We start from the raw sequence: 10900 nt of genomic DNA on the forward strand, positions 1-10900 counted from the left end.
AGCGATGCCCGTGTCTCCCATGCGCCTTCTTCAAGCCACCCCCACCACCCGCAGCACCGCAGCAACCCCCGCCGCCCCCAGCACCACCACCGGGAACGGCGCCCTGCGCCACGCCAGTACGCCCGCCACCAGCACCCCGGCCGGCCGCGCCCACCCCGCGAAGCCGCCGCCCTCGGTCAGCGCGCCCGTGGCCAGCAGGGCCGCCAGCAGGACGATCGCGCCCGCGGACAGGAGCTCCTGGACCCGGGGCGGGAGTTCCACGCGCCCGTGGAGCACGGGCCCGACCAGCCGGAAGGCGTACGTCCCGACCGCCAGCGCCAGCATCATGGCCACCGTCGCGCTCATGCCGTACGCCTCTCGGTGCCGCGTCCGTACGCGGTGAGCCCCGCCAGCGCCACCAGGACCGGGACCCCGGCCGGGACGCCCGGCGTCACCGCCAGCGCCAGACCGGCGCCGAGCAGTGCGGACCGCCGTACGGCAGGGTTCTCGCGCAGGGCGGGCAGGACCAGGGCGACGAGGACGGCGGGGAAGGCCGCGTCCAGGCCGTAGGTGGCGGTGTCGCCGAGCGCGTCGCCGGCCAGCGCTCCGGCGAGGACGCCGAGGTTCCACACGGCGAACAGGCCGAGGCCGGAGATCCAGAAGGCGGCTCGGCGTCGTGCCGGGTCCGGCTGGGCCAGGGCGAAGGCCACCGTCTCGTCAGTGACGAGGTGGGCGCCGAGGAGACGGGTGAGGCGGCCCCGGCCGATGACGTCCGCCACGGCCAGGCTGAACGCCGCCGTGCGCGTGTTGAGCAGCAGCCCGGTGGCCGCCGCCGCCAGTGGCCCGCCCCCGGCCAGCAGCACCCCGACCGCGCTGAACTGCGCCGAGCCCGCGTACACCACCAGCGACATCACCACCGGCACCCACACCGGCAGCCCGCCCGCCACGGCGATCGCCCCGAAGGAGACGCCGACGACACCGCTCGCCAGCCAGACGAGGGCGCTGTCGCGCACCAGGGATGCCATCAGAGGTGCCGTCAGAGGTGTCATCATCGGTGTTCGGAGTAGCGAACGCATGTTTTCCAGAATGAACAGCCGAGGGTTCGTTCGTCAAGGCGAACGAACGTACTCGTAGAGCGAACGGCAGGAAGTGGACCCATGAGCGAGCCCCTCACCTGGATCGCCGCCTCGCTGCGGCGCGAGCGCACCCGGGCCGGACTGTCCCTGTCCGAGCTGGCCAAACGGGCCGGGATCGCCAAGTCCACGCTGTCCCAGCTGGAGGCGGGCGGCGGAAATCCCAGCGTGGAGACACTGTGGGCGCTGGGGGTCGCGCTCGGTGTGCCGTTCAGCGTGCTGGTGGAGCCACCGGCACCGGCCGTGCAGGTGATCCGGGCGGGCGAGGGGCCCACCGTCGCCTCCGAGCGGTCGGACTTCGTGGCGACCCTGCTCTCCGCCAGCCCGCCCGGCGCCCGCCGGGACCTCTATCACCTGCGCGCGGAACCCGGCCCGGCCCGGGAGTCCGAGCCGCACATTCCGGGGAGCATGGAGCATCTGATCGTCAGTACGGGGCGGGTGAAGGCGGGGCCCCGGGGCGAGGAGGCCGAGCTGGGGCCGGGCGACTACATGTCGTATCGCGGGGATGTGCCGCACTCGTACGAGGCGCTGACGCCCGGGACGACGTTCGTGCTGGTCATGCAGCACATCTAGGCCGCCGGGCGGGAGACGTGCGGAGAAAAGGCAGGAGCCCCGTTGCCTTGCGGCACGGGGCTCCTTGGGTACTGCTATCAGTTCCGGATCAAAGCACCAGGCTCCGAGACCGAATCAGACGGGGGTGACGTTCTCCGCCTGCGGGCCCTTCGGGCCCTGGGTCACGTCGAAGGAGACCTGCTGGTTCTCCTCCAGCGAGCGGAAGCCGCTCGCGTTGATGGCGGAGTAGTGGACGAAGACGTCCGGGCCGCCACCTTCCTGGGCGATGAAGCCAAAGCCCTTTTCGGCGTTGAACCACTTCACGGTTCCGGTAGCCATAAGCCCTCCTTGGGCCCAAAGGGTTGCCCTGCTCCAGAACCTGCAAGTGTGAAAACAGTGCTGCACAACTGCATACGTCTGAAAACGACGAGAGCCCGCGGTTACATGCTCCGCAGGCTCTGTACTGCAAGGGAAACCAAACTGCAACTTGCGGCGAGCCTAGCACGCGGGCAGCCGAAAGCAATAGAGGTCAAGATCACGTCACCCGGACGTTTGATGTCCCGTTTCGGGATTGACGGGAGTGGTGGTGACCTGGGTGTAACCGGAGAGTCGCCACCCTGAAGGCTGCACGCTACCTCATAGGGTCTAGCCTCGCGATGTGGACAATCCTCGCAACCGGCCGCGCGTAGGCCACATCCAGTTCCTGAACTGCCTGCCCCTGTACTGGGGGCTTGCCAGAACGGGCACACTCCTCGATTTCGAGCTGACCAAGGACACCCCCGAGAAGCTCAGCGAGCAGCTGGTGCAGGGCGACCTCGACATCGGGCCGATCACCCTCGTCGAGTTCCTGCGCAACGCCGACGACCTGGTCGCCTTCCCCGACATCGCGGTCGGCTGCGACGGCCCGGTGATGTCCTGCGTGATCGTCTCGAAGGTCCCCCTGGACGAGCTGGACGGCGCCCGGGTCGCCCTCGGCTCGACATCCCGTACGTCCGTCCGCCTGGCCCAGCTGCTGCTGGCCGAGCGCTACGGCGTACGCCCCGACTACTACACCTGCCCGCCCGACCTCAGCCTGATGATGCAGGAGGCGGAGGCGGCCGTACTCATCGGGGACGCGGCGCTGCGGGCGAACCTCCTCGACGGGCCGCGCTACGGCCTTGAGGTGCACGACCTCGGCGCGCTCTGGAAGCAGTGGACCGGCCTGCCCTTCGTGTTCGCGGTGTGGGCGGCGCGCCGGGACTACCTGGAGCGCGAGCCGGTCATCACCCGCAAGGTCCACGAGGCCTTCCTCGCCTCCCGCAACCTCTCCCTGGAGGAGGTCGGCAAGGTCGCCGAGCAGGCGGCCCGCTGGGAGTCCTTCGACGAGCAGATCCTGGAGCGGTACTTCACCACCCTCGACTTCCGCTTCGGCGGCGCGCAGCTGGAGGCGGTCGCCGAGTTCGCGCGGCGGGTCGGGCCGACGACGGGATTCCCGGCGGATGTGAAGGTGGATCTGCTCCAGCCGTAAAGGGCGGGGCGCTCGCGCACTAATCTGCTGGGAGTCCTACGGGGGAGGGGTGGACGCCGATGCAGCCGCTCGGAGTTGACGAGCCGACCGCGGTCGGGCCGTACCGGCTGCTCGGGCGGCTCGGCTCCGGCGGGATGGGGCGGGTGTACCTGGGGCGCAGCGCGGGCGGCCGCACCGTCGCCGTCAAGATCGTGCACCCGCACTTCGCGCTGGACGAGGAGTTCCGCGCCCGCTTCCGCCGGGAGGTGGAGGCGGCGCGGCGGGTGGGCGGCGCCTGGACCGCGCCCGTGCTGGAAGCGGACCCGGAGGCCCCGGTGCCCTGGGTGGCCACGGCGTACGCGGCGGGTCCGTCGCTGACGGCGGCGGTCGCCGACCCGGGCGGCCCACTGCCCGCCCATACCGTACGAGTGCTGGGGGCGGGGCTGGCCGAGGCGCTGGCGGCCGTCCATGAACTGGGCCTTGTGCACCGGGATGTGAAGCCGTCGAACGTGCTGCTCACGCTGGACGGCCCCCTGCTCATCGACTTCGGCATCGCCCGCGCCATGGACGGCACGGCGTCGCTGACGTCGACCGGCGTCTCGATCGGCTCGCCCGGCTACATGTCGCCGGAACAGATCCTGGGCAAGGGGATCACCGGGGCGGCCGACGTCTTCTCGCTGGGCGCGGTGCTGGCGTACGCGGCGAACGGGGAGCCGCCGTTCTCCGGGGACACTTCGGCGGCGCTGCTCTACAAGGTCGTGCACGAGGAGCCCGAACTCGGCCCGCTTGAGGGTGAGCTGCGGGAACTGGTGGCTGACTGTCTGGCCAAGGAGCCGGGTGCGCGGCCCACGCCGGGGGAGGTCGCGCGGCGACTGGCTCCGGACGGCGCGGCCCGGTCGGTGGCGGGCGGGTGGCTGCCGGGGGCACTGGTCGAGCAGGTCAGCCGCGGTGCCGTACGACTGCTGAACCTGGAGGCCGGGACTGGGGCGGGGGACGACGCCCCGTCGGGGCCGGTGCCCTTCAGCCGACAGGCGACCGCGGGGGAGTTCGGGCCGCCGCCGGTGATGCCGGGGGCCGTGACCGGGGCTGCGACCGGGGCTGCAACCGGGGCCGCTTCCGCCCCTGCCCCCGGGGCCCCCGTCGTCGTACCCGAGGCGCCCGTCCTCGTACCCGAACCCCGTGATGCCATGCCTCGTGATGCTGTGGCTCGTGATGCCTCGGCCCGTGATGCCGTGGCTCCCCAGGACACCGCCCCGGCGTCGGGGGAGCGTCCCGGCAAGCTCTCGCTCTCCGTCGCGGCGGCCTCCGCGCCGGGGGAGGGGGGCCGTGGACGGCGGTTGAGCTGCACGGTGGCGCTTGCCGTGGCGGGGGCGTTGGCCGCGGTGACGGTGGGGTCGGTGTTCCTGTTCGACGTGTTGCCGGGCGGGGACCGGGACGCCGCCGGTGGGGACTCCGGGGCCGCCGCGTCCAAGGCGCCGGACGAGCAGTCCGCCGACGCCGTGCCCGCCCGTTACCTCGGTACCTGGGAGGGCAAGGCCAGTGTCCTGGACGGCGCGCTGCCGGCCGGCACCTTCCGGCTTACCGTGCACAAGGCCCAGGTGGGCGACGAGGTGGGCACGCTCCGGCAGACCGACCTGATCGGCGGCGTCTGCAACGACGTACTGACCCTGAAGAAGGCGACGGCGAAGGAGCTCGTCGTGACGTCCGTGGGCCGCAGGACCAACCACAAGGGCTGCAACCCGACCCCGCACACCGTCCGGATCACCCCGGCCGGCGACGACCTCCTCTACCGCTCGGAGAGCAGCGCGGAGGGCAGCCCCGAGGCGCGGCTGTCGAAGGTCGAGCCATAGCAGGGGCCCTCTACCGGAACCGGCGGACGATCCCCAGCAGGCCCGCCACCAGCCCGAAGACCAACCCGGCCGCCACCCCGCCCATGAGCAGGGTCGGCCAGAAGTCGCTGCCGAAGAGCGGGGGCAGGTCGTCCTCGGTGACCGGGTCGGTCACCGGGTACGGGTCGCCGGGGGAGTTGGGTTCGTCCGTGCGCGGGGTCTTTTCGAGGATCGTCATCAGGGCGCCCAGACGCTCGCCGAGGAAGTGGTCCGCGGCCTCGTCCGCCTTGCCGTCGCCGTGGGTGATGGATTCCGGCAGGTCGAAGAGAAGGCTGTAACCGTCCAGCCGCAGGCCGTGGTTGAACACGTCGATGTAGCCGCTCGCCGGATCGGCCACGATGTACACCCCGTCCTCGCCCAGCTTGTCGTGGACGGCCGCGGCGAACGCCTCCTCGTCGCCGCCGGACTCGTCCTCCGCCAGCTGCGGGACGAGCGAGACGAAGACCGGGCCGCCGTTCTGCGAGCGTGCGAACGCGCGGATGCGGTCGTGGAGGCGGGCCGACTGGGCGGAGTCCAGAACCCGCGGGCTCTCCGGGTCCGCGTACACCGGGTCCTGTGCCAGGCCCTCCGCGACCCGGTCGAGGCGGGCGTTGAGGTCGATCGCCCTGGGCCTGGGAGACCAGCTCGACCTGGTCTGGTCGAAGACGACGGGGGCGGTCACGGCGACCGCGACGGCCGAGGCGAGGGCCAGCACCGGAAGGGTCCGGCGCAGGGCGCGGCTCGCCTTGACCTCCTTGCGCCAGGCAGCGCCGGTCGTCCCGGCGGGCCTGGGACCGCGGAGCCACCAGCGTCGTACGTACGGAACCAGCAGCAGAATCAGCAGCGGCACGCCGGTGAGCAGGGTCCCGGTGAGGAACGACTGGTCGCTGCGGTCGGACGGCCCGATGTACAGGGCGGCCGGCTCCTCGTCGCCGTCGCCGTACTTGGCACGGGCCGCCTTCGCCCGCGCCGCGGCCTTCTCCCCGCCCTGCGCGACGACCTCGGCGAAACGCTCGAAGCGGCGCAACGGGCCCGCGTCGTAGGGGACTTCGTAGAGGGCGACCGTCCAGGCGTCCTCCGCCGGGGCGCCGACTCCGTGCGCCTCGGCCTCCGCCACGAACGACTCGTCCATGAGCACGTACAGCCCGTCCCGCCCGAGCCGCTTGTGGACCTTGGTGAGCAGGCCCGGGTCCGCCGCGTTCTGGCTCGGGAGGACGATGACGTACGTCGGTACGCCGGTGCGCCTCGCCACCTCGGCGAAGGCGGGGGCCGTGGACTGCGGGACCTCGCGCGGGAGTTGGTCGGTGACGTAGACCGGGTTCGCGCGCAGGCGGTCGGCGAGGTGGGCGGCCTGGGCGGAGCTGTCGGTGCCGGTGGCCGCCTGGGCCGGGCCGGTGACGGCTGCGAACAGGGCGGTCAGGGTGCACAACACGGTGCACAACAGGGTGCGGAGGAGGCGAGGGACGCGTCGGGTGCCGCGTATGCCGGACGTCTTGCCTGTGCGCACTGCCGCGTTCCCCCGTGTCCCGCCGAACTGCTGTACCCCGGCACTCTACTGAGCGGGGCCGGCCCATATTTACGGCTGATACGGTGCCATGATCATGAGCACCACCCTGTTGGCCCTCACCGCCGCGCTCTGGGGTGCGGCGGCGGGAGCGTTGCTGCCGAAGGCCGCCTATCGGTTCTCCGTTCCGGAGGACGAGGGATGGCGGGAGCTGTGTCCGGGCGGGCACGCGATCGGCGGACGGTTCGGGGGGTGGCTCGGGCGGGGCCGGTGCGGGCGGTGCGAGGCCGGAACGCCGCCGTACGGCTCCGGCGCCCCGATGCTCGTCATCGTCACCTCCCTCGTCTGCGCCGCCCTCGCCGCGGCCACCGGCACCCGGCCCGAGGTGGGCGTCTGGCTGCTGCTGGCGCCGGTCGGTGTGCTGCTCGCGGCGGTCGACCTCCGGGTGCGGAGGCTGCCCGACCCGCTCACCCTCCCGCTCGCCGGCGCCGCGCTCGCGCTGCTCGGCCTGGTCTCCCTCGTCCCCGAGCACGCCGGTGACTGGCCGACCGCCCTGTGGGCCGCGCTCGCGCTCGGCGCCGGTTACTTCGTGCTGTGGCTCATCAACCCCGGCGGCATGGGCTTCGGCGATGTGAAGCTGGCCCTCGGGGCGGGGGCGGTACTGGGCTGGTACGGCTGGCCGACGGTGATGCTCGGCACCTTCGCCGGGTTCCTGTCCGGGGCGCTGTACGGCTGGGGGCTCGTCCTCGTACGGCGGGCCGGGCGCAGGTCGGCGATCCCGTTCGGGCCGTTCATGATCGGCGGGGCGTTCGCGGGGCTGCTGATCGGGGCGTACGCGGCCTGACTGGCGAGGCGGGCGGCGCGGCCTGGCGTCGATCGTCCAAAACGCCTGGCGTAGGCTGGTTCGGTCCGTCCAACCCCTTGACGAAAGGGACGTCCCGGTGACCGAGAAGGCCGACCTTCAGTCCGTCCTCGACCGTGCCGCAGCGGGCGGACGCATCACCCCCGAGGAAGCGCTCGACCTCTACCGCGACGCCCCGCTGCACGCGCTGGGCGCCGCCGCCGACGCCGTACGCCGCCGCAGGTACGCGGGCACCGAGCACATCGCGACGTACATCATCGAGCGCAACATCAACTACACGAACGTGTGCGTCACGGCGTGCAAGTTCTGCGCCTTCTACGCCGCCCCCAAGGACAAGGACAAGGGCTGGACCCGCGACCTGGAAGACATCCTGCGGCGCTGCGCCGAGACCGTGGAGCTGGGCGGCACCCAGATCATGTTCCAGGGCGGACACCACCCGGACTTCGGCGTCGAGTACTACGAGAAGCACTTCGCGGCCATCAAGAAGGAGTTCCCGCAGCTCGTCATCCACAGCCTGGGGGCGAGCGAGGTCGAGCACATGGCGCGGATCTCCGGTGTGTCGGTCGAGGAGGCCATCACCCGGATCCACGAGGCCGGGCTCGACTCCTTCGCGGGCGCCGGTGCCGAACTGCTGCCCGCGCGGCCGCGCAAGGCGATCGCCCCGCTGAAGGAGAGCGGTGAGCGCTGGCTGGAGATCATGGAGATCGCGCACGGGCTGGGCGTGGAGTCGACGTCGACCATGCTGATGGGCACCGGCGAGACCAACGCCGAGCGCATCGAGCACCTGCGGATGATCCGTGACGTCCAGGACCGCACGGGCGGCTTCCGGGCCTTCATCCCGTACACCTACCAGCCCGAGAACAACCACCTGAAGGGCCGTACGCAGGCCACGATCTTCGAGTACCTGCGGATGATCGCCATCGGGCGGCTGTTCATGGACAACATCGCCCACATCCAGGGCTCCTGGCTGACCACCGGCAAGGAGATCGGCCAGCTGTCGCTGCACTACGGCGCCGACGACCTGGGCTCGATCATGCTGGAGGAGAACGTCGTCTCCTCGGCCGGTGCCAAGCACCGCTCCAACCGGATGGAGATCATCGACCTGATCCGCAAGGCGGGCCGGGTGCCGGCGCAGCGGGCGACGACCTACGAGCACCTGGTGGTGCACGACGACCCGGCGAACGACCCCGTCGACGAGCGGGTCATGTCCCACATCTCTTCCACGGCGATCGAGGGCGGCACGGCGCACCCCGAGCTGAAGATCCTCGCCTCCAACTGATCCGCCCGTGCTGACGATTCACGCCGACTCCAGGGGCGACGCGCTCGCCGTCAAGGGCGCGTGGATCGCCGACTCGGGGTCACTGGAGGAACTCGTGGCCGCGCATCCGGGGGCGCGGGTGCGTCAGTGGCCCGGCATCCTCACGCCGGGCCTGATCAACATCCACGGCAACGAACTGCTGGAGGAGGCGTACCACCCCGATCCGCGCGAGGCCGACGAGCTGGGCACCGAGCCGCTCACCGGCGACGCGCTGGCGGCCCTCGCCATGGACGACGCTCGCTGGGGCGCGAGCGCGCGGCGGGCGGTACAGCGGATGCTGGCACACGGCACGGTCCGGGCGGCCTGCGAGTCACTGACCAATCGGGCGGTGCGCGACGCCGTGCACCGCTCCGGCCTGGCGGTCATGGGCCGACTGGGGCGTCCTGGCGGGACCCCCGCACTCGATCCGTACGACGCCGGGTGGCCGGTGGAGTTCGCGTCCCCGAGGGAGCGTGACTCCGCCGCCCGGTTCGCGGTGTTCGACGTACGGGACGAGACGGAACTGGCCGAGCGGGGTGCGGGGACGTGCGTGGCCACGGTGGCGGAGGGACGGATCGTCTACCGTCGACGGTGAGGGAACGCCCCGTCTTTCAGGGGCGAACTCCCGAGCTCATCCCGAAAACGCCTCCGCGAACGCACCGTTCTCCTGACCGACCCCGCTGCAGTTCGTCAACGCGTCATCCGAAGACGAATCGTCACCACACTCCTGATCCCGAAACGTCGCCCACATCGACACCCACCCAACCCCCTTCTCCTCCGCGAATTCCCGCACCTGCGCCGCGTCGTCGAGTGAGAACGTCTCGTTGTCGACGTCGTTCACTCCGAGCATCGATGTCAAGGCCATCGCTTTCCACGCGGTCGCGTCGGACGTACCGAAGATCTCCTTCAGCTGGGAATGGGTGGCCTTCGCCGACGTGACCGCGTAGTCACCCATGTCTCCGGTGTACGACTCGCCGTAATTCATCGTCATGATGTTCACGGTGGAGACCTGGACGTCGTGCTCGTTGGCGGACTCCAGCAGCGCCACGCTGTCGTCGTCGAGACCGGACGGCATCACCGGCAGCGTGAAGGAGACCTCCAGCCCGCCGCGTTCCTTCTGCAGCAGGGCGATCGCCTCCGAACGCAGGTCGACCGAGTCGGAGTCGGTCAGCTCGTCGCCCTCGATGTCGAAGTCGGCCTGCGAGGAACCGGCCGCGTCCAGCGCCTTCCCGTACGCCTCCGCCAGCCTCGACGCGCTGTCGCAACTCGCCGCCAGCTCCTTGCCGGAGGCCCCGCCGAAGGAGACGCGGACGGTGGCGCCGTCCTGGGTGAGCTTGGCGATACGGGACTTCACTGCCGCGTCGGACAGGGCGGTCGTGCCGTTCCACTTGGGTGTGCAGTCGCTGCCGTCCGCGATCACGAAGGCCAGGTTGTACGTCGCCGGTGAGCCGGCGGAGTCGTAGGCCGAGGCCTCGGTGGCGCTGACGTAGGGGGCGTACGACGTGCTCGACGAGGCGCTCTGTGAGGCGTTCTGCGAGGCGCTCCGGGAGGGCGGCGCCGCGTCCGCCGTACCGTCGTCGGAACCCGCGGAGCACCCCGTGACGGCCAGTGCGAATACGCAGGTGAGTCCGGCCGCCGATTTCCCTGGGTACGTATGCATGACGGCAAATCTCTCATCATTCCGCGGCCGTCCCCGAAAACTCTCAGGCAAAGGACAGACTCAGGCGTTTCTCATATGCGTCTCACATAGAGAGCGAGTTCGGGGCACATAAAGGCTCCGTAACGTCCGGGGAATGCAATCCGAGACTGCCATCGACAAGCAGGCCGACGTGCGCGGCCGCCGCCGCAGGCGCGGCAAGGGCCCCGCCGAGGGACCCGTGTTCGTCGACAACTCCGGACGCCGCTCCAAGCTGCTGCGGCGCATCGGCCTCCTGGTGGGCGTCGCCTGCCTCGGGTACGCGGTCGTGCTGGGCATGGCCTTCATGGGCTTCGGCACCTCGCTCACACCGTCCGAGCTGCTGCCGTTCGGAGGCAGAGGTCCGGCCGGTGCCCCCAACTCGGGCCCCGGCGGCGCCCAGCCGCAAGGCGGCATCGGCACGCCGCCCGCGATGCCCAGCGGTACGCCGCCGACGGGCACCGCGACCGGCGAGCCGCCCGGCGCGGCCCCGACCGCTTCCGCCGCCCCGACCGCGTCCGCCTCCGCTGCCGCCGACAACTGA

At 71.3% G+C, this 10900-nt stretch carries 12 protein-coding genes; 7 read left to right on the plus strand and 5 right to left on the minus strand.

Annotated elements, in window-relative coordinates:
• Window positions 1–30 precede the first annotated feature (30 nt).
• Window positions 31–345, minus strand: coding sequence for an AzlD domain-containing protein (locus tag ACFWYS_RS00455; protein ID WP_384761668.1), 315 nt, complete (start codon window positions 343–345; stop codon window positions 31–33).
• Window positions 342–1004, minus strand: coding sequence for an AzlC family ABC transporter permease (locus ACFWYS_RS00460; RefSeq protein ID WP_384761670.1), 663 nt, complete (start codon window positions 1002–1004; stop codon window positions 342–344). The genes ACFWYS_RS00455 and ACFWYS_RS00460 overlap by 4 nt, the downstream gene beginning before the upstream one ends.
• Before the next feature lie 132 nt (window positions 1005–1136).
• Here ACFWYS_RS00460 and ACFWYS_RS00465 point away from each other — a divergent pair, with 132 nt between their 5' ends.
• Complete coding sequence (locus ACFWYS_RS00465; RefSeq protein WP_384761672.1) at window positions 1137–1685, plus strand: helix-turn-helix domain-containing protein; 549 nt, start codon at window positions 1137–1139, stop codon at window positions 1683–1685.
• Window positions 1686–1799: 114 nt separating this feature from the next.
• On the opposite strand, the gene ACFWYS_RS00470 is transcribed toward ACFWYS_RS00465, so the two are convergent.
• Window positions 1800–2003, minus strand: a complete 204-nt coding sequence (locus tag ACFWYS_RS00470; RefSeq protein WP_003992177.1) for a cold-shock protein — start codon at window positions 2001–2003, stop codon at window positions 1800–1802.
• A 319-nt stretch (window positions 2004–2322) separates the two neighbouring features.
• Between ACFWYS_RS00470 and ACFWYS_RS00475 the strand changes: the two genes are divergently transcribed.
• Together ACFWYS_RS00475 and ACFWYS_RS00480 are read left to right on the plus strand one after the other, a co-directional pair.
• A complete protein-coding gene (locus ACFWYS_RS00475; RefSeq protein WP_384761674.1) occupies window positions 2323–3171 on the plus strand; it encodes a menaquinone biosynthetic enzyme MqnA/MqnD family protein in 849 nt (282 codons plus the stop codon).
• Between the two features lie 59 nt (window positions 3172–3230).
• On the plus strand, window positions 3231–5000 hold the full coding sequence (locus ACFWYS_RS00480; RefSeq protein WP_384761676.1) for a protein kinase: 1770 nt from the start codon (window positions 3231–3233) through the stop codon (window positions 4998–5000).
• A gap of 10 nt (window positions 5001–5010) precedes the next feature.
• On the opposite strand, the gene ACFWYS_RS00485 is transcribed toward ACFWYS_RS00480, so the two are convergent.
• Complete coding sequence (locus tag ACFWYS_RS00485) at window positions 5011–6525, minus strand: hypothetical protein (protein ID WP_384761678.1); 1515 nt, start codon at window positions 6523–6525, stop codon at window positions 5011–5013.
• 94 nt (window positions 6526–6619) lie between these two features.
• Between ACFWYS_RS00485 and ACFWYS_RS00490 the strand changes: the two genes are divergently transcribed.
• From ACFWYS_RS00490 to ACFWYS_RS00500, 3 genes are all read left to right on the plus strand, one after another.
• Complete coding sequence (locus ACFWYS_RS00490; RefSeq protein WP_384761680.1) at window positions 6620–7366, plus strand: prepilin peptidase; 747 nt, start codon at window positions 6620–6622, stop codon at window positions 7364–7366.
• Between the two features lie 97 nt (window positions 7367–7463).
• A complete protein-coding gene (mqnC, locus tag ACFWYS_RS00495) occupies window positions 7464–8663 on the plus strand; it encodes a cyclic dehypoxanthinyl futalosine synthase (RefSeq protein WP_384761682.1) in 1200 nt (399 codons plus the stop codon).
• A 7-nt stretch (window positions 8664–8670) separates the two neighbouring features.
• Entirely contained in the window at window positions 8671–9276 is a 606-nt protein-coding gene (locus tag ACFWYS_RS00500; protein WP_384761683.1) for a hypothetical protein, read from the plus strand.
• A gap of 36 nt (window positions 9277–9312) precedes the next feature.
• Here ACFWYS_RS00500 and ACFWYS_RS00505 read toward each other — a convergent pair whose 3' ends face one another.
• Window positions 9313–10341 carry a chitinase gene (locus ACFWYS_RS00505; protein ID WP_384761685.1) on the minus strand — a complete coding sequence of 343 codons (1029 nt, stop codon included), beginning with the start codon at window positions 10339–10341 and terminating at the stop codon, window positions 9313–9315.
• 133 nt (window positions 10342–10474) lie between these two features.
• Between ACFWYS_RS00505 and ACFWYS_RS00510 the strand changes: the two genes are divergently transcribed.
• On the plus strand, window positions 10475–10900 hold the full coding sequence (locus tag ACFWYS_RS00510) for a hypothetical protein (protein WP_384761687.1): 426 nt from the start codon (window positions 10475–10477) through the stop codon (window positions 10898–10900).

The organism is Streptomyces sp. NPDC059010, assembly GCF_042740355.1.
Lineage (GTDB): Bacteria > Actinomycetota > Actinomycetes > Streptomycetales > Streptomycetaceae > Streptomyces.

Excerpts from the sequence above, each read along its gene's own strand:
- ACFWYS_RS00510 (WP_384761687.1), top strand. The coding sequence starts at position 10,475 with ATGCAATCCGAGACTGCCATCGACAAGCAGGCCGACGTGCGCGGCCGC.
- ACFWYS_RS00455 (WP_384761668.1), bottom strand. The coding sequence starts at position 345 with ATGAGCGCGACGGTGGCCATGATGCTGGCGCTGGCGGTCGGGACGTAC.
- ACFWYS_RS00470 (WP_003992177.1), bottom strand. The coding sequence starts at position 2,003 with ATGGCTACCGGAACCGTGAAGTGGTTCAACGCCGAAAAGGGCTTTGGC.
- ACFWYS_RS00480 (WP_384761676.1), top strand. The coding sequence starts at position 3,231 with ATGCAGCCGCTCGGAGTTGACGAGCCGACCGCGGTCGGGCCGTACCGG.
- ACFWYS_RS00490 (WP_384761680.1), top strand. The coding sequence starts at position 6,620 with ATGAGCACCACCCTGTTGGCCCTCACCGCCGCGCTCTGGGGTGCGGCG.
- ACFWYS_RS00505 (WP_384761685.1), bottom strand. The coding sequence starts at position 10,341 with ATGCATACGTACCCAGGGAAATCGGCGGCCGGACTCACCTGCGTATTC.
- ACFWYS_RS00460 (WP_384761670.1), bottom strand. The coding sequence starts at position 1,004 with ATGGCATCCCTGGTGCGCGACAGCGCCCTCGTCTGGCTGGCGAGCGGT.
- ACFWYS_RS00465 (WP_384761672.1), top strand. The coding sequence starts at position 1,137 with ATGAGCGAGCCCCTCACCTGGATCGCCGCCTCGCTGCGGCGCGAGCGC.